We start from the raw sequence: 17582 nt of genomic DNA, 5'->3' as shown, positions 1-17582 counted from the left end.
GATGTCAAAGCTGCTTGCCTACCACCCAGATCGCATCGTCGATCTGCCAGCGCAGCTGTTGCGATTGGGCGTGCGAGACCTTGATGACCTCGCTGCTCGCTTGCACGAGGCTCGCCAAGGCGAACTCCGGGCGGCCGCGATCCAGCCAGAACTGCGCTTTGTCGAGCCAGAATTTCACCAGCAGAAAGCGGATGCTCGTCTGCGCCGTCGCGCGGGCGTCCGCGACGGAGTCACGCTCGACTGCGTTCAGCGTCAGCCGCGGCTGCGCCTGATCGACGAAGTTCGGCTCAGCGCCCGATTGCACTCCAGCGTCGAAGGTCACCGCGCCGGCACGATTTGGCAGGCGGACCCAGGCGCTGAACGTCAGCTGCTCGTTCTCTCTCAGCTCGAAGCTCCACGACAGCACGCCATTCGTGACCTGCGCATCGCCCGCGTCGACCAAGCTGACACCCGCTGGCAGGGGCAGCAGCGCCCGACCTAACGTCGCCGTTGCGCGGTTCTGGATGGTCAACCGCAGCGGAACCACGCCATCGGCGTGGGCGGTTGTAACTTCCGGCGCCACGTGAGCGAGCGCGTCGACTAACAACTGCGCATGCAGGCTGTCCTTGCCAGCGTGAGTGGCTTCGGCCAGCAGGTCATAACCAACGTACACGCTCTTGCCGCGACCGTAGGTGTACGAAGTAGCAGCGGCATCTTCGGTCTGCCCGTGGCCGCCACGATCGTGCTCGCGTCCACGGTCACGCTCGAAGCGAGCGATCTGCTGCGCGCCCTCCAGCCGGATACGCAGCGCCTTGTTTTCGGTCGCCAGTGCTACCGTGCCCATCGTGCTCCACGGCGACGTGATCGTCACCGACTTTGCGTGCGAGTGATGGCCCACAGGTTTGATGCCCAGCGCCGCATCGAAGCTGTGATGACGATGATCGTGCTGACCCGCATCGAGCAACCCTTCGCCGCGATACACCGCTTCTCGCAACTCCTTCTGCACTTGTTCATCGAGTTTCTCGTGTTCGGAGAACAATGCGTACTGCGCATACTGACCCGAGCGCAGCTCTCGCTCGAACGCCTCATCGTCCGTCACGATCTTGTACGACCAGCCCTGCTCATCGAGCCGTTCCTCCAGGAAGGCGCGTTGTTGAGCCAGCGTCGGCGATGTCGAGAGCGGCGCCGGCAATCCGGCGCCGGAGCGCGTACGCCCACCGGAGCAATGGAAGTCGCCGAAGCGCGCCCCGATGCCCGCATGCCAGCCGCAGCTCGAGCCCATCACATTGCTCTCGATCACGACCGGCGGCAGCGAATCTGCGCTCGCCGTGGCCACGATGCGATAACCTGCACCCAGGCCAGCCCCGCTCGCCACCTGCAACGTCAGTACATCCGAAGACACACCGACGATGCTCAAGTCAGCGGCCGACCCGCGCCGCTGATTGACCGTGCCGCGATAGTGCCGCAGTGCTACCGATTCGAAGTCCACGCGGCGGCCTTCGTCATCGAGTAACTCAACATCGACGCGCGCATCCGCAGGCAAGCGCGTGCGGAACGGTGTCCACAGTTCCACCTCTCGCAGCGGCGTGCACGGCCAACCACCCTTCTCATCCATCAACACCAGCAAGCGACCGCGACCTTCGCTGGTCAACGTCGCATCGATCCGGATCGCAGGTTGGACGACCTCGAAACCGACCGAACCGAGCTGCTGAGTACGGCCGTTATACGTTGCCGTCAGCACGCAGGCATAACCGCCCTCTTCCAGCGCACCGGTCGCAATACTGCGAGTCAGCAGATGCTGTTGCCTGCCGCCGAAATCGCGCGTGACCAGAGCGGACTGCAAGAGCTCTCCACTGTCCAGATCCACCAGGTTCTGAGCCAACACGACCCCAGGCAACGCACTTGCCGCCATGTTGGTGACCGAGTCGGTGCAAACATTCGAAGCACCTCGCTCGACCTGAGTTCTCTGCACGGTCACAGCGCCCCGCAGCGCCTGCAATTCATCGCGCTGCACTTCGAACTGCGTGGTCGCGGTCGCAAGCAGCGCCCGTGAGAACGCATCGCGAACGAATAGCTCCACGCCATACGCGCCAGTAGCAGCATCGGCGAGCCCGACATGATCGAGGACATCGCGCAGTGTGAGCGGCGGCATCGAGCTCACCGGGTAGCTGCCGGTGAATATCACTTCGCCGGCCGGGCTGCGCACGGTGAGCTCGGCGATGCTGTCCGCCAGGATGACGTTCGCGCTCGCGTTTCGAACCCGTCCCGTCAGCTGCACGGAATCCCACGCCTGATACACAGGCTTGTCGGCAGCAACGACAGCGGACACGACCGGACCTTGATGCACGACCTGGAACGAAGCCACTGCCTCGCTCGTCATCACGGACGCGCTGTTGAACAACTGACCATACACTTGATAGCCGCCCGCCAGCAGCGCGCCGGTGTTCCACGTCGCAGGCACAGCGACAGATTCGCCCGTCGTCAGCGCTCCCACCGAGAGCGGCGGCAGCTCAGCAACGATCGAGCCGTCAGGCGCACGAATCAGCAGTCGCAACTGCGCAGATGCGGAAGCCGGTCCCGCGTTAGTGACAACGCTGCTGATCGCAACCTCCGAATGCGCGCCATAGGCGCTCTGCCCGGTGCTCAGCGAAAGCACCAGGTCGCTCTCGGCGCGAACCGTCGGAATCTCCAGATCCGAGCGCAACGTTTCGCCAGTGAACGAATTGCTGAACTGCAGATAGGCCGCAGCCGCGACCGGTCGCGTTTCCCGATAGCCCATGTTCGACAACGTCGCGTCGAAGCTCACGGTCCGCGCGTTCGCGGTCACGCCTTGCATCGACCACCGATACTCCGTGCCTGCCGCGACCGGCGTCTGCGATGCCGGCGCCTGGCTCGGATTGGAGAGTTGAATGTCAGGCGGCATCACCACCGTCAGATCGGTGTCGATGCCACCGAGGCGCTCCAGCGCCAGCGGCAGATACGCCATGACGAAGCTGGTCGGTCCCAGCCGCGTCTGGAATACGTTGTTCTGAACTGGCCAGCTGAAATCGGCGCTCTGTTGATTGAGCAGATATGCGATCGAGTTACGGATCACCGGATCGTTGACCGACGGATGCGTGTACTCGAGCGCGAGCCCGACGAATGCGGTCGTGTATGGATCGCTGACAGTCCCGCCGTTCGCATAAGCCCAGCCGCCATCCGGACGCTGACGCTGCCTCAGCAAGTTGTCGATATAAGCGATCGCCGCGTCGATCTGCGCCACCAGCGCCGGATCGGCGACATGTGGCCGCGCTTCCGCGAGGGTGATCAGACGCATCGCATGGATGTCGCTCGCACTGTTGGTCTGGTGACGAGCGATCGTGAAGCGCGCGATGCGCGCCAGCGCAGGAGGAATTTGCGCGAGCTGCGGCGTAGCCAACGGCTGCGTCGCCACTCGATAGAGACGGCGGCTGGATTCATGACTCAAATACAGCTCGTCGTCGATGAAATTCAGCGCGCTGTAACCGAACCGATTGGTGGAATCCATCGTGACCAGGCGCTCAACCACGCCGTCCGCATCGATTCGCCACAGCCCGGACGGCGAGAAGCCTTGATTGTTGAGATGTTCCGAGTTGGCGTAGAACGCGCCGTCTGGACTGCGTCGGATCCACACCGGCCGATACGGCAGGCCCGGTGCGAACAACGCCACCTGCCCCGCCGGCGAAATGCGCAGGATGTTGAAGCGGCCGTAGTTCGCCACATACAGGTTGTTCTGCTCGTCGAACACCAGGCCCACCGGCTGAGCCATCAGCCCGCCCGAGGCGAACACTGTGAACGCTCCCGCCTGAGATACTTTCAGAATGCGGTGATTGTTGAAGTCGGCGACATACAGGAAACCGTCAGCAGCGAGGACGATGTCGAGCAGGTTGGCGTTGCCTCCGACATTCACCAGATCGCTGCGCGTGCCATCCGGGTTGATGCGCACGATGCGCGAGCCACTTGTCACGAACGCGGTGTTGTCGGCGAGCATCGCCAGGCCATAGGCGTTGGTGATTCCAGTGGCAACGGTGCGCCGTTCGCCGGTCTGCAGATTGCGGGCATACAGCGTACCGGCGTACTCGACGTACCATACGGTGCCGTCCGCGGTTTGCTCGAAATCCATCAGGTTGGCGCTGCCCAGCTCGTGCGCAGGCTGCAACGTGTAGTCCGTCACGGTCTGCGAGCCGAGCTCGGTCGACATGCGCAGCAGGCCGGTCAAGCCCTTGGTGGAGGCCATCGTCGGACCTTCGTTGTTGCACCACCAGCCCATGCAGTGATTCGAGGTCCAGTAAGACTGGTCGCCCGACGTTGTCATCGTGCTCAGCTGGAAGCTGGCCGCTCGATACATGGTGCGGAACACTTGAGGCGCATCGCGCCACCCGCTCAGGGACCAGACGCCGAGGGAGTTGGTGACGGAACTGAATTCCGGATGGCTGGCGATCAAAGCGCCATTACCGTGCGCCGCGCCGGCGATATCGTTGTAGAGATATTTAAGAGCGGCGGGATCGATGTCGGCCTTATCGACGCTGGCCGCCAATCCCATGATGCTTTGGGTTTGGATGTGACATCCCAGGCAGCGATTCAACTCGTTCCACGCAGGCGCCTGCTGAGCCACGTACACGCCTCCTTTGCGGACGGCTTCACGTACGGCGAGGAAGAGCGGATCGGTGCTCGTACCGGTGCGCACATCGACGCCCCGCATCTGGATGCTTGCGCGGACTGTCTGCGTGCCCATCGGCACGACGCTGCGATCGACGGTGAACGTACCGGTCGCCTTGTCGCCGACGTACAGCACGCCGTTGATCACACCTGTAACGTCGGCGGTCTGCGCCGTAATGGTCACGGGCAGATCGCCCGTTTGCGTCGGCACCCAAGTGCCGAAATCGAGCGACGTGCTGTTGCCAACGTCCAGCATCGCAGCGACGGCCTGCACGGTATGCAGCGTCGCTCCGCTGGCCGGATCGAGAACGCTCATCGAGAATGCCTGGCCGGTCAGCGGCACGTTGCCTTGATTCATCAGGACCGCTGACAAACGCACAGGCTGCGTGGAGCCGGCCTGAGCGAGCGGCGGATCGAAAGTCATGCCGCCGCCAATCCTGCTCGTCGCATTGACCGTTCCGGTGGTTTCGCCCTGCGCAAGCACAACACCGCCGGGCAATGCCATCGTGTTGGTGCCGGGCTCGACCACACGCACGCGAACTCGGTACGAGCCAGGCGCGAACTGGGCGGTGTTCCACGGGATGGTCAACTCGAGCGTCTCGCCCGCCGCGAAGTTGAACATCGTCGCAGGCGTTTCAGTACCGACGGCGAAGGGCGTCGAGGTCGCGACTGACTCATCCGACGCATCGAACACCTCCGCAATCACCAGCGCAGCTCTCGCTTCGTCGCTCAGGTTGGCGATGCGAGCAACGAAACGTTGCTGAGTGTGGGCGCCGGTGTTGGTGTGCGTCGGCACGACGGACACGACATCGAACAAATCGGTGACCGCGCCAGGCTCACGCGTCAGAGTCACATCGACCGAGTAGACACCGTGCTGGCTCAACTTGACGTCGTATCTGCGCTCGCTGTAGCCACTGAGTGCTGCACTGACCGTGAACTCTCGCTCCACGATGCCCGTCAGCTCGAATGAACCGTCTGTGCCCGACGAACCGGACACAGTAGTGCCGGCAACTCGAACGCTCGCGTTTGCAAGCGGTTCGCTCGTCACGGAATCCCGCACCACACCACGCAGCGTCGAAACAGTTGCCTCAGGATCGCCGCCGAGCGGAGGCAACGCAAATGTGCCGGCGACTTCGCCGAAGCCGGAAGCGGAGAGCGCGAACGTGCGCGTTTCATGACCCGGCGCCGACACGAGCAGATCGAACTGCAGAAGCGTCAAACCCTCGAGCTCGAAGCGGCCTTGGTCGCTGGTTTGCGTTGTCGACCCTGTCTGCACGACCTGCGCAGTGGCGCCCCCAAGCGGTCGGTTGTCGAGACCGTTCACGACCGTACCGACCAACGTAAGCGTGGAAGCCGCAGAATCGGGTGTTGCTGCGAAGATCGGCAGGTCGCCGAGCGCACCAGCGGCGCCCGGCGCAAGCAAGAACGAGTAGGTTGCACCTGTGTAACCCGAAGCGCTGATCTCGATGCGATGATTGCCTCGTTCCACTGCGGACAGTTGGAACGCGCCATCCGCTTGCGATGAGCCGGCAGGCGCGCCATCGAGCGTAAGTTGCGCGTTAACGACAGGCAGACGCGTGACGCCGTCGACCACGCGGCCCACGAGCGTGACCGGACTTTCGTCCAGGTACGCACCTTCACGCGTCATGCCTTGCTGAATCGATGCGATCGAACCGGACGGCGCGTCGAGCGTGCCTGTGCCGCTGTAATACCCCGAGCGTTGGAAATTTACGGCGTAAGTACCAGCGGCAATGCCGCCGATCTCGAACTCACCTTGGGCATTGCTCGTTACTGTCGCGCTCGCGGGGCCCGTGAGGGTGATCGTCACACCGGCCAGCGCGCTCAAGTCATGCGCGTCGTAGATGCGTCCGCGCACGAGCGCGTCTTGCACCGACTGGCCAAGAAGAATAGTGCCTGCGTTGCTGAACTGGCCGCTTATCGCCGTGACTGCACGAGTCGCTGCGTTGTAACCGCTCTTTTGGATCGAGAGCGTGTGCTCACCCGCCGGCACACCGGACAGGACGAAATGTCCCTCGGAGTTCGTGAGCACCTGAGCGCCGGCGGCCGAGACCGTCGCGCCTTCGATTGCTGCCGATGATCCCGCGCGCAAAACGTAACCTGTGATCGCGCCGCCTGTGGTCGGAACACCCGACCCGCCCGACCTTGCATCGAAGATATGCGACGCGCGTAGCGCGAGCGCGGTCGCATACACGTCATTCGACCAACTCGTGTTTACGAGACGCCGCGCGCTCAATGCCGCTTCGCTCTGATGCAGCTGGGAAACGTCGCTGAGCGTCATCGACAGTGTCAGCAACGCCTGCGCACTGGCGAAATCTTCGCCCCACAGCGCATCCGCGCCACGGCGCGAAAGCAAGAAGTTATTGCCGCTGGCGATCACCGCCTGAACACCGGCAAACCGCGCGCGATACGGATGCAACGAGCGCACGGCGAGCGCCGTCGTATATAGATCCGAGCTCACATCGCCAAGCTGCCAGCCGCCATCGCTTCTCTGCGTCTGAAGCAAATATGCCAGTGCGTTGCTGGCGGCGGCATGGTTCTGATATGCGGTGGAGGCCAGTGCTTCGAGCGCGAATGCAGTGTCCAGCGCCGTGCTGTGATATCCCACCTGCTCACCGAAGCCACCATCGGCGTTCTGGCGCGTGAGCAGTTCGGCGGCCAGAGCATCGACCGGCATGGATGCTTCGGCAGCCGCGAGCATCTTGCGGCTCAAATATTCCGTGCCCTGGTAGGCCTGAGCAGCGAGATGGGCCTGCGGAGCATCGACGTTCGCTGCTTGCGCCAATAAGCGAAGGGAGCGGACTGCTTCGGCGGTGCTTTGAAAAGGAGTCGCGGTGTCCGCGTTGCTAGCGATCGAGCCGTCCGCCTGCATTTGCGCAAGCAACCACTCCGGGCTCGCCAGCACGTCGGTAAACAGCGCGCACAGCATGACCACGGCCAAAGCGCGGTACTTACTCACAATCCCGCTCCTCCCGATCCACGCAATCGCGTGCAGGGAGGTTTGTATGACGACCGTCCCTGGCGCCGCGTGGCTTGTTCTATTTGCGATCAGTCCGCTGATCTAACGGCGCTACGATGAAGCAACCTGAAGGAACCCGTCAACGACAATGCACCATAACGCGAACCGGGCTGGGGGCAATGCCAGGCGAGCCAACTGCGTCAGCTGCTAGAGCGGATGAAGTCGACAAACGCACGCAGGGGCCCCGGCAGGTAGCGACCGCTCGGGTAGTACAGAAAAGGGCCGGAGAAGCGCAACCACCATGGCTCCAGTACTGGCTCGAGCGCACCGCTATCCAGATGCGGGCGCAACCAGTCCTCGAACAGATAAATGATGCCGACACCCGCGACAGCAGCCTCGACGGCAAGGTCGGTGGCGGCGCCCACGCGCACGATCAGCGGTCCCTTGGGCTCCACTTTCACGATCTCACCGTCGCGTTCGAACTCGAATTCGGTCAGCGCGCCGCTCGCAAAGCGACCACGCAGACAGGCATGACTCATGAGGTCGCGCGGATGCTCGGGACGACCTTTGCGATCGAGATACGAGGGCGCCGCCGCCGCCGCGAAGCGCTGCTGGCGCGGGCCTATGGGGATCGCGACCATGTCCTGTTCGAGTCGCTCTTCGTAACGAATCCCGGCATCGCAGCCTGCGGCCAGCATGTCGACGAAGCTGTCGTCGGCGATGATTTCGAGATTGATGTCCGGGTAAGCCGCGAGGAACGGCGGCACGATCCGGGGAAGGACCAGCCGTGCAGCACTGATCGGCACATTCAATCTCAGCGTGCCTGCCGGCCGATCGCGAAAGCCATTCACCACATCCAGCGCCGTCTCGATTTCCCCCAGCGCTGGGCCGAGCTTCTCCAGCAGGTGCGCGCCCGCTTCCGTCGGAACAACGCTGCGCGTGGTTCGATTGAGCAGCCGGACGCCCAGTTTTGTCTCCAGCCGGCGTACCGCTTCGCTGAGACTGGATGCGCTGCTGCCTACAGTGCGCGCCGCGTCCCGGAAGCCGCCGGCGCGCGCCACCGCGACGAACGCGGCCAGGTCGCTCAGGTCGGCCATCATCGTTCGAATTCCCGAACAGGTTGTGCAGGTTGAGCCAGATTATCGCACTCGGGACTCCTGTGTACGCTTCCTCCCATCGGCAAGGAGACACGATATGACTCACCTCGACTCGACCTTCAAGCTCGGCGACCGCACCGTGAAGCGGATGGGCTACGGCGCCATGCAACTCGCCGGCCCCGGCGTGTTCGGCCCGCCGAAAGATCGGCAGGCAGCGGTCGAAGTGCTCCGTGTGGCCATTGCCGCCGGGGTCAATCACATCGACACGAGCGACTTCTACGGGCCGCACATCACGAACCAGATCATTCGCGAAGCGCTGAGCCCGTACCCCGACGACCTGGTCATTGTCACCAAGTTCGGCGCGAAGCGCGGCCCGGACGGATCCTGGAATGTCGCATCGTCGGCCGACGAAATCGCGAGCGCCGTGCATGACAACCTTCGCAACCTGGGGCTGGAAGCGCTCGACGTCGTCAACCTTCGCATCATGTTCGATGTGCACGGGCCGGCCGAAGGCTCCATCGAGGCGCCGCTGGCGGCGCTCGAGAAACTGCAGCGTCAGGGACTGGTCCGTCACATCGGTCTGAGCAATGTGACGCGCAGGCAGGTGGATGAAGGGCGGGCGATCGCGAATATCGTCTGCGTGCAGAACTATTACAACCTGGCACATCGCGACGACGATGCTTTGATCGACTATCTTGCGGCGGAAGGCATCGCCTATGTGCCCTTCTTCCCGCTCGGCGGCTTCTCGCCGCTGCAGTCGGGCGTGCTGTCCGATGTTGCAAACAGACTGGCCGCCACGACCATGCAAGTCGCTCTCGCGTGGCTGCTGCAGCGTTCGCCGAACATCCTGCTCATCCCCGGCACCAAGTCGGTGTCCCATCTGCGTGAGAATCTCGCCGCCGCTAACCTGCAATTGCCGACCGACGCACTGGACGTGCTGAACCGGATCGGATCCCCCGAGCCGGCGCCATGAGATCCATCGATGTCAACGGCCCGCATCGGGCAGCGCCCACATCACCCCACGTCGATGGCACGTTGACGTATGCAGTTCCCGCCAGCCCCTCGGCAACGGCACGATCGCGTATTAGGTCTGGCAACGCATTCATCCGTGCGGGCGTCCCGAGATGAATATCGTCCTGCAGGCGACCATCGATCACCCGTTTGACAATCCACCGGCATGCGCTCTTAATCGAGGCTCGGAACCTGGTCTATTGCGACAGGAGGCACCATGCGGATCGAGCTACAGTCATTTGTTGCAGCAACGCTCGCGGTCACACTCCTTGCGGCATGTGGCGAGCGCGCCGAAGAAAGCACCGCTGCCACGCCCGCAGCCGAGCAACAACCTGCGCCCTCCCCCGACACTGCACCGGGAACGACGACCACGTTCGGGGAGTCGACCCCCGAACCGCAGCAACCCCCGGCCCAGTAACGCCTGCGGCGCCAGGCACCAGGCCATGGACGGCCCAGGCCTCGCTTGTGCCATCTGCCATCTGCTCGCGACGGCTCCGACGATGTTGTAACAAGTGTAGGTCACGGCCGCGAAGGCCCACGTCCGTTGGTGCATCGAGCGCGAAGTTCGCCGCGATCCGATCGCCGAACTTCCCGGGGTCAACACCAGGAACAGCCCAAAGACGCCATACAGGAAGAACGAGACCCACTTGAAGAGCTGCTCGACCGACGCGTTCCCCCCGCACGATCAACAAACGACAGAAGATCTCGAAGGCGATCCAACCGCGGCCGAGCAGATGACGGAAGAAGGTCCGATAGTCCTCGCTCTGCGCCGCCCGGGCGAAATTCTCTACTCAGGACAGTCCGGATTGGTCCGACCCACCTCCTGAATCTCCGTGAGGTTCTCGATCGCTTGATCGCAGTACAAATCACGGTGCGGGAGCCTTTGAAGGCGAGAGAAATAGCCCGGCAGCTGCCTCATGACACTACGATGACAGGGAAGAATTCTGCGCGAGTTTGAGTGGTTCGGAAAGCAAATGTCGGATCGCGTCAATTGACTCTGCCAGCGTAGGAGCGCTGACGCGGCTTTTCTCCAGGAACGCAATCCATTGTCGCCGCTTCACCGCATCGTCCGCGAATTTCGACGTGAGTCCTACGGGCCAACTATCCGGCAAGACCGTGTTCCGTTGTTGAAACGTAGCCTCGAGCGCCTTGGCAATGGCGGTCGGCCTCGCATCGCATCCCTGCGAAAGCGACCAGAGGTCGTAGTAGTCCTTCAGGCGACTGTTGAGCATTCCGAGGACCGTGATCGCATGGAACTTCTCGGCAATCACGGTCGCAGGTGTATAGGCCTTCAATCTAGGCTTCGGCAGATTCAAAAGGCTCGGATATTCGATCCACTGCGGCGCCGGCACGACAGCGTCGCCGACGCCGATGTCTATCTGCACTCGCAGGCGGGCAGCACCCATGCGAGCCATCAGCGTCACGCGATGACCGCCGTAATCGTCATCGATGCGGATGGGCTCCAGCCGCATCGTATCGGCGAGATAGGTCATCGCGTCGGGTTCCACCGGCACTGTACAGATCTCTGCGAATATCCCAGCCAGGGACTCAGGTGATACGTCTCCGAAGCCAAGCATGTCCGCATCGCGCGTTGCACGGAACGAGTCTCCCATCCAAGCGAGCATCAAGAGCGCGCCCTTCAAAACGAACTTCTCGGAATGGGCAGAGCGCGACAGTCGATAGAGATAGCGCTCAACAGCGTAGCGGGTAAGCACGAGGTTGGGGTCCGCGCTGATGCGCTTCGCGTGCTGCGCCAGCTTGACCTGCAGCGACCGTGCGAGCCCATCGCGCGCCGAAGTCATCCGACCAAAGCTTCGATGTAGGGCCGCATCACGAGCTGGACGCGGCAAACGCGTGCATAAAGATCCAACTCGTCCAGGGTGAAACGGCGTGCCCGCCACCCTTCGCGCAGAGCTTCCAACGCCACTTCAATCCCAATCTTGTTCCGATACTTGAAACAATCGGCGATCGTTTTCGCTGCACTGTAGATTCGCACTGGCTGCCCTTCAACCCGGTGTGTTTCGATCCCTTCGGTCAGCGCGGCGCCACTGTACCGAACGATACGTATGGGCGGATATTTCAGAGCAGGTCGTCGCGCTCGACGGTCGAGAGCAATCCATATCTGAGATGGAAGCTGCGTGCCAATCTCATGGAATTGCAGCGCGCTCAACAAGGTGATGGTGCTCTGAGGTACTGCGGCAGCAACGACAGCTAAGCCCTCGTGCTCGGTGATTGACCGGTCGGGTAGACGATATACGCCCCGAGAAACGCGCTCCAGATGCCCGGATGCCACCAATCGGGTAAGGACCTGGCGATGGATCCCCGCCTCAGCGTAATCGCGGGCGGTCGCGCCTCCCCGCCGGCCTGCGAGACGCAGCACCCTGCGCTTGATCGAGCTTGCCATGTGGCTGAGTGTAAGCAGATGTCTACAACTGTCAACACTTTGCCACAGCCCGATCCCGGGCTAATGCGCGCACCGAGGGTCAGACCGCCATGACGCGCCATCGAAGTCGCGGGTCGCCCATTTGGTGGATTTGTTTCTCGAAGGCATCAACGTACGTTGAGCCTGTCACCGCAACGCGCCCGGCTTCACCTAACTCTGCCCGGCGTGAGTCACTACTTCAGGCATACGGATTTTTCAAGGCGCAAAGGCTTTCTCAAGTCAAGGCCAGGATGGAATCCCTTGTCCGCGGTGAGCCTCCATCCTTGCTCCAGCTTTTGCATGGCGCCGGGCATGACCTGGCGATTAGACACCCGCTTCGATCGCTTCACGATGACTTTCTTGAACAGAGCATATGTCGCGCGCGCCCGCTCGGTATCGCCGTGAGTATCCAGGATGCTACCGATCAAGATCCGCGCTCCCAGCTCACCGCCCAAGGCGATGTGAACCGAGTCGGGGTTCGAGCTCTGATCGAGTGTCCGCTTGAAGCCGGATCCGTCCAACATCTCGATCCGGCGCGTGGTGATCGTCACCGACCTCTCCGTAATCATATAGCCGGCGCCCCGATCGGGAGTATCGGGAGTAACTATGCCGACCTCCATGAGCGACAAAGGATCGCGGTACTCGGCAAGCTCGGCATTGACAGCGCCTGAAAGCGCGGTGTAACGAAATTCGCCGAGCTTCCTGAAAGCTTCGAGGGTGAGCTTCAAATCCTCCAGGTCAGCGAAGAACTCGGTTCGAAGCGCCACGTTCACTCGTCCCTTTGCAGATGGACAACACTGACATAGATATTCGCCGTTGCTACTCGGCTTGCATAGCCCTTGTAGCTCATGCTTTCGCCCGGATATGGTCGATCAGTGCGCGGAGCTTCGGTGTGACCGTGCGGCGACTTGGGAAGAAAAGCGAGAAGCCGGCGAACGGCGGCAGCCAGTCCTGGAGGATTGACACCAGTTCACCGCGTGCCAGATAGGGCCGGAATGTTTCTTCGATGCCGAAGGTGATGCCGCCATTGGCCAGAGCGGTGCGGATCATGAGGAGCATGTCGTTGGTCGTGACCTGCGGTTCTACGTCCAGCGCGAACGATTCTCCGTCGCGCGAAAACTCCCAGCGGTGCGGCTGTGAATCGAAGCTCGGCCGCCAGCCGATGCAGCGATGTTTCACCAGGTCACGCGGATGTTCCGGCACACCGTGGCGCGCGAGATAGGCTGGAGTCGCGACCGCCACCTCCTTCTGCTCGCCGGTCAAAGGCACAGCGATCATGTCGTGCTCGATGGCCTCCGCGAGCCGCACGCCGGCATCGAAGCCTGCGGCGACGATGTCGAACTCATCATCGGTCACGGTCACATCGAGCGTGATCTCGGGATAGGCATCGCAGAAGGAAGCGATCAACGGCCCCGACAGAAAGCGCTCGGCGATGGAAGTTGCCGCCACGCGCAGCAGTCCCCGAGGCGCTTCGGCCGATCCCGATACTTCCTCCACCGCGGCGTGAATGTCGCGCAAAGCATTTGAAACACGGCCGCGAATCGCCTCGCCCCGCTCGGTCAAGCGAACGCTGCGAGTGGTGCGCAGAAACAGCGGCTGGCCGATCTCCGCTTCCAGCCGGCGGATGCCCTGGCTCACCGCCGAGCGGGTCAACCCCAGCCGGTCAGCCGCGGCACTGAAGTTACCCGCTTCAGCCACCGCGGAAAAAATCGCCAGCAGATTCAGGTCGATCACCATGATTGCACCATTGTTCAATCACACGCGACACCGTGTCGCCCGTGAGTGCCTGTATTCTACGGCCGTCTGCCTGCACCCTTGCAGCACCCGGGCATCGACGCCCGCGAACAGTTTGATCCAATCGGAGGGTGCATGGGCAATCCGTTGTTTGTATCTCTTGCGATGGCCGCTCTGAGCGGCGGCGCCCCGGCGTGCCCGGTTGAAGGTTCGGGCTCCGTGGCAGATCTACACGCCGCCTGGATTCTAGAAGGTTGGGAGCGCCGCGAGGGCGACCCACGCTTCGTGTTCGAGGAAAAATTGGGCCGCTTCTATGACTTCGACGGCAAGGGCGTCGTGATCCACGATTCCTGGGATCCGCAGAAGCGCGTCGCACGCAGCGCGCGTCAATATGGATCGTTCTTCGAAGCGACCTTCGACAGCTTCAAGTCCGCACGTCATGCCGTCACCGACGGCCCTCATGTGATCCATGGCCGCGACCTTGCCACCAGCTCGCTGGAGTTCATTGCACGACTGGAAGGTCGGGATGGAAAGGTGAACGCCGCGCGTGCGCAATCGCAAACGGTGTGGCGCTGTACTGATAAAGGCTGGCGGATCGTGCGCGAGCAAAACGCGGTAGACGACCTCGACGTTGCGCGGGCAGATGCCATCCTGCAAAGCCAACCTCGGTTGACGCCTACGATCATCATCGAGCCCGGCGCACGAACCGACGAGCGACGGGCGGTCGCGGTACTGCGCATGGCTTTTGACGATTGGGCGGCCGGCGGCAACTCGTTCTTCAACAACGTGCTCCGCGACGACACTGTGTGGACGATCGAAGGCTCGGGCCGTTACGCGAAGACCTACTCATCGCGCGAGGCATTCTTGGCTGAGGCCGTTGCTCCCTTCGCCAAGCGCTTGAAACAGCCGATGCGACCCACCGTGCGCCAGATCCTGTCCGGGGGCAATCACGTCGCGGTCGTTTGGGATGGCTCAGGCGTGGCCATTGATGGACAGCCCTACGCCAACAGCTACGTGTGGTTGTTCGAAATGGACGGCGACAAGGCGTCGCGCGTCACGGCCTTTCTCGACCTGCAGGCCTACGAGGCTGTGCTCCAAAGAATCAAGCTGGGAGAGACATGATGTCCACCAGCAATGACGGCAAGCGCGCGCCGAGGCCAATCAGCAATCCCGAACCCGGAGGCATGCCTCAAGCGGCTCTTGTGGGATCATGATCGACACCTCGGATCAAAGACGTTTCGCAAGGAAGGCCGAACTCGCTGGGCACAAACCGGAGAACTCGGGCGTGGATCGAATGGCAGAAGGCGCGCTGTCTCGGGTTGCGACGAGATAGCCACGCGCTCGAAAGAAAGACTCGGCAGTGGTTGTCAGCAGATAGATAGTCCTCGCGCCTTGCTGACGTGCATGCTGCTCGGCGTGCTCAACCAGTCGTTGACCCAGCCCATGCGCTCGATGCCCGGGACTCACCACGAGGGATCGCAGCAATGCGTCAACACCGTAGAGCTGCACGCCAACGATGGCCAAGGGCGCCATCGCTGGTCCCACATAGAAGAAATCCTTCATGGCGTCGTCCGTGAGGTCGCACGTCGGAAGTGCTGCACTTTCCAGCAGCGGGACGATGTGCGCGCGTTGCGGCCTGGGGTGAATTGCCCATTCATTCGACATGGCTACCCAACCTTCTTCCGCTTGCTGCTTTTTGACAACGCAGTGGGCTTGCATGCAGTGGCACACGCATTCTCGGCGCTAATGGCGCAACAGTCCTCCGTCAGATAGCCGACCAGGCTGTTCATTGCGCCGAAATGGGCCAGAGCCCCCAGAGCTTCGACTGCACGCTGGGTTTCCATATCTCTACGATATTACGAGAATCATCGTAATGCCAAGGAACTGTCCCACCCGCCGGACCTTGGGCGCTTGGCAGCCCCGGAGTTTCGCGACGCCAATCTGATAGAGACGAGAGGCGAGCTGAAATCCCCCCTTGCGAGTCACATCGCGGCGGTCGCGCCTATAAACGTGAGCTAGCTGCGTGGATTTCCGCAACGATTGGCGGTATGAAGGGCGAATGGCCGAATCGCTGGATGCCTGGTTTGCGCGTGAGATCCTGCCGCTCGAAGCGGCATTGCTGAGGTATCTTGCGCGCACCTGGCTGCGTCGCGACGAGATCCACGATCTGCGCCAGGAAATCTATGTTCGCGTGTATGAGGCGGCGGCGAAGTCACGTCCGTTGTCTCCGAAGTCCTTCGTATTCACCACCGCTCGCAACCTCATGACCGATCGCATCCGTCGCGGGCGCGTGGTCTCGATCGAGGCGACTGCGGATTTGGAGGCTTTGAACGTCCTGGTAGATGAGATATCGCCCGAACACCGAGCCAGCGCGCGACAGGAGTTGAGCCGGCTCGCTCACGCGATGGATCGGTTGCCTCCGCAATGTCGCAACGTGGTCTGGCTGCGCAAGGTCGAGGGCATGCCGCAGCGGCAGGTCGCCGAGCGCCTCGGGATCAGCGAAGGCGCCGTTGAAAAACAAATCACCAAGGGGGTCAGACTTCTGGCGCGAGCGCTGTTTGGCGACAAGGCGTCGGAGCGTGGCGCCGACGCGCCGTTGCAGGTACAGGATGACGAGTATGAACAGCAGCAGCGCTCAGATTGAAGCGCAGGCCGCTCAATGGCTGGCTCGACGCGACTCGGGGCAACTCACCGCCACAGAAACCGCGGAGCTGGCTGCCTGGCTCGACGCGTCCACCGCGAATCGCGTTGCTTTCATTCGCCTGGAAAGCGCCTGGCGGCAGGCCGACCGACTCAAAGTGCTCGGCGCCGGACTCAAACCAGGCGAGCTTCCATCGCCGGGTGAGTGGCGTCACTCGCCGTATTTCGCGACCCGGCAGGATGAGCTTCCCGCCACAACGACGCCACCCGCCCAGCAAGCAAGTCGGCGCCCTTCCCTGCGAGCAATCACGGCGGTCGCGGCAAGCCTGGTGCTGGCGATCGTCGGCGTCATGGCAATGCTTCACTGGTCGCGCGGCTCGACTTATGAAACTGACATCGGCGTCGCCTCATCCATACCGATGCCCGACGGTTCCAAGGTGACGTTGAACACGGACAGCAAAATTCGCGTGGCCGTGACCGACACCGAACGGCGCGTCGAACTCGAGCAGGGCGAGGCATTCTTCGAGGTGTTCAAAGATGAGCAGCGGCCTTTCGTCGTGGTCTCCGGATCCCTGCGAGTGGTCGCGGTGGGAACCAAGTTCGCCGTGCGTCTGGACGCCGATCAGGTGCGCGTGCTCGTCAGCGAAGGCCGCGTGCGAATCGAAAAGCAGGAAGGCGATCAGAAGGTCCCATTGGCGCAGATTGCTTCCGGCGGCATCGGCTACACCCGAGGAGGCGAAGGCGTGCTCACGCAGACGCAACCCGTCGAGCGCGTGGAGGAAGCGCTGAGCTGGCGCACCGGTTTCGTGGTGTTTCATGAAACGCCGTTGATAGAGGCCGTCCAGGAGCTCAACCGCTACAACACCCGCCGGATCGTGATCGAAGATCCGAGCATCGCCGACACACGCATCAGCGGTAACTTCCGGGCTGCCAACGGCGACGCGTTTGCCCGCCTGCTCGAGGATGGATTCGACATTCGGGCTGAATTCAGCGACGCACGCATCGTGTTGAGAGCGAAGTAGCGTCCCCGAGCTGCGGATTTGTC

Annotated in this window: 11 protein-coding genes; 4 read left to right on the top strand and 7 right to left on the bottom strand. The window is 62.4% G+C overall.

Translation table 11 applies throughout. From position 1 onward, the window contains the following. Positions 1 to 4 precede the first annotated feature (4 nt). Both JM946_RS08910 and JM946_RS08905 read right to left on the bottom strand, forming a co-directional pair. Positions 5 to 7633 carry a carboxypeptidase regulatory-like domain-containing protein gene (locus JM946_RS08910; protein WP_203166938.1) on the bottom strand — a complete coding sequence of 2543 codons (7629 nt, stop codon included), beginning with the start codon at positions 7631 to 7633 and terminating at the stop codon, positions 5 to 7. Between the two features lie 200 nt (positions 7634 to 7833). Then, positions 7834 to 8733, bottom strand: coding sequence for a LysR family transcriptional regulator (locus JM946_RS08905; RefSeq protein ID WP_203166937.1), 900 nt, complete (start codon positions 8731 to 8733; stop codon positions 7834 to 7836). Between the two features lie 94 nt (positions 8734 to 8827). Between JM946_RS08905 and JM946_RS08900 the strand changes: the two genes are divergently transcribed. After that, entirely contained in the window at positions 8828 to 9703 is an 876-nt protein-coding gene (locus JM946_RS08900) for an aldo/keto reductase family oxidoreductase (protein WP_203166936.1), read from the top strand. Positions 9704 to 10664: 961 nt separating this feature from the next. Here JM946_RS08900 and JM946_RS08895 read toward each other — a convergent pair. From JM946_RS08895 to JM946_RS08880, 4 genes are all read right to left on the bottom strand, one after another. Next, positions 10665 to 11543 (bottom strand): nucleotidyl transferase AbiEii/AbiGii toxin family protein, encoded by an 879-nt coding sequence (locus JM946_RS08895; protein WP_203166935.1) that lies wholly within the window; start codon positions 11541 to 11543, stop codon positions 10665 to 10667. Beyond that, a complete protein-coding gene (locus JM946_RS08890) occupies positions 11540 to 12145 on the bottom strand; it encodes a type IV toxin-antitoxin system AbiEi family antitoxin domain-containing protein (RefSeq protein ID WP_203166934.1) in 606 nt (201 codons plus the stop codon). The genes JM946_RS08895 and JM946_RS08890 overlap by 4 nt, the downstream gene beginning before the upstream one ends. 212 nt (positions 12146 to 12357) lie before the next feature. Beyond that, positions 12358 to 12930 (bottom strand): hypothetical protein, encoded by a 573-nt coding sequence (locus tag JM946_RS08885; protein WP_203166933.1) that lies wholly within the window; start codon positions 12928 to 12930, stop codon positions 12358 to 12360. Positions 12931 to 13009: 79 nt separating this feature from the next. Further along, positions 13010 to 13900, bottom strand: coding sequence for a LysR family transcriptional regulator (locus JM946_RS08880; protein WP_203166932.1), 891 nt, complete (start codon positions 13898 to 13900; stop codon positions 13010 to 13012). 132 nt (positions 13901 to 14032) lie between these two features. On the opposite strand from JM946_RS08880, the gene JM946_RS08875 reads away from it, so the two are divergent. Then, positions 14033 to 15019: a nuclear transport factor 2 family protein gene (locus tag JM946_RS08875; protein WP_203166931.1), complete on the top strand. Its 987-nt coding sequence runs from the start codon at positions 14033 to 14035 to the stop codon at positions 15017 to 15019. Between the two features lie 105 nt (positions 15020 to 15124). Here JM946_RS08875 and arsN2 read toward each other — a convergent pair whose 3' ends face one another. Continuing rightward, entirely contained in the window at positions 15125 to 15616 is a 492-nt protein-coding gene (gene arsN2 / locus JM946_RS08870) for an arsenic resistance N-acetyltransferase ArsN2 (protein WP_203166930.1), read from the bottom strand. Between the two features lie 340 nt (positions 15617 to 15956). Between arsN2 and JM946_RS08865 the strand changes: the two genes are divergently transcribed. Both JM946_RS08865 and JM946_RS08860 read left to right on the top strand, forming a co-directional pair. Then, positions 15957 to 16541 (top strand): RNA polymerase sigma factor, encoded by a 585-nt coding sequence (locus tag JM946_RS08865; RefSeq protein ID WP_203166929.1) that lies wholly within the window; start codon positions 15957 to 15959, stop codon positions 16539 to 16541. Beyond that, positions 16516 to 17559 carry a FecR family protein gene (locus JM946_RS08860; protein WP_203166928.1) on the top strand — a complete coding sequence of 348 codons (1044 nt, stop codon included), beginning with the start codon at positions 16516 to 16518 and terminating at the stop codon, positions 17557 to 17559. Before JM946_RS08865 ends, JM946_RS08860 begins: the two co-directional genes overlap by 26 nt. The last annotated feature ends 23 nt before the right edge of the window (positions 17560 to 17582 follow it).

Origin of the sequence: Steroidobacter gossypii, assembly GCF_016801985.1 — a bacterium.
Classification (GTDB): Bacteria; Pseudomonadota; Gammaproteobacteria; order Steroidobacterales; family Steroidobacteraceae; genus Steroidobacter; species Steroidobacter gossypii.
The sequence above is the reverse complement of the archived record's forward strand: the minus strand, read 5'-3'. Positions and strand labels throughout refer to the sequence as shown.

What these genes read in the sequence shown, in the direction of transcription:
- JM946_RS08905 (WP_203166937.1), bottom strand. Translation starts at nt 8,733, where the DNA reads ATGATGGCCGACCTGAGCGACCTGGCCGCGTTCGTCGCGGTGGCGCGC.
- JM946_RS08900 (WP_203166936.1), top strand. Translation starts at nt 8,828, where the DNA reads ATGACTCACCTCGACTCGACCTTCAAGCTCGGCGACCGCACCGTGAAG.
- JM946_RS08895 (WP_203166935.1), bottom strand. Translation starts at nt 11,543, where the DNA reads ATGACTTCGGCGCGCGATGGGCTCGCACGGTCGCTGCAGGTCAAGCTG.
- JM946_RS08890 (WP_203166934.1), bottom strand. Translation starts at nt 12,145, where the DNA reads ATGGCAAGCTCGATCAAGCGCAGGGTGCTGCGTCTCGCAGGCCGGCGG.
- JM946_RS08880 (WP_203166932.1), bottom strand. Translation starts at nt 13,900, where the DNA reads ATGGTGATCGACCTGAATCTGCTGGCGATTTTTTCCGCGGTGGCTGAA.
- JM946_RS08875 (WP_203166931.1), top strand. Translation starts at nt 14,033, where the DNA reads ATGGGCAATCCGTTGTTTGTATCTCTTGCGATGGCCGCTCTGAGCGGC.
- arsN2 (WP_203166930.1), bottom strand. Translation starts at nt 15,616, where the DNA reads ATGCAAGCCCACTGCGTTGTCAAAAAGCAGCAAGCGGAAGAAGGTTGG.
- JM946_RS08865 (WP_203166929.1), top strand. Translation starts at nt 15,957, where the DNA reads ATGGCCGAATCGCTGGATGCCTGGTTTGCGCGTGAGATCCTGCCGCTC.
- JM946_RS08860 (WP_203166928.1), top strand. Translation starts at nt 16,516, where the DNA reads ATGAACAGCAGCAGCGCTCAGATTGAAGCGCAGGCCGCTCAATGGCTG.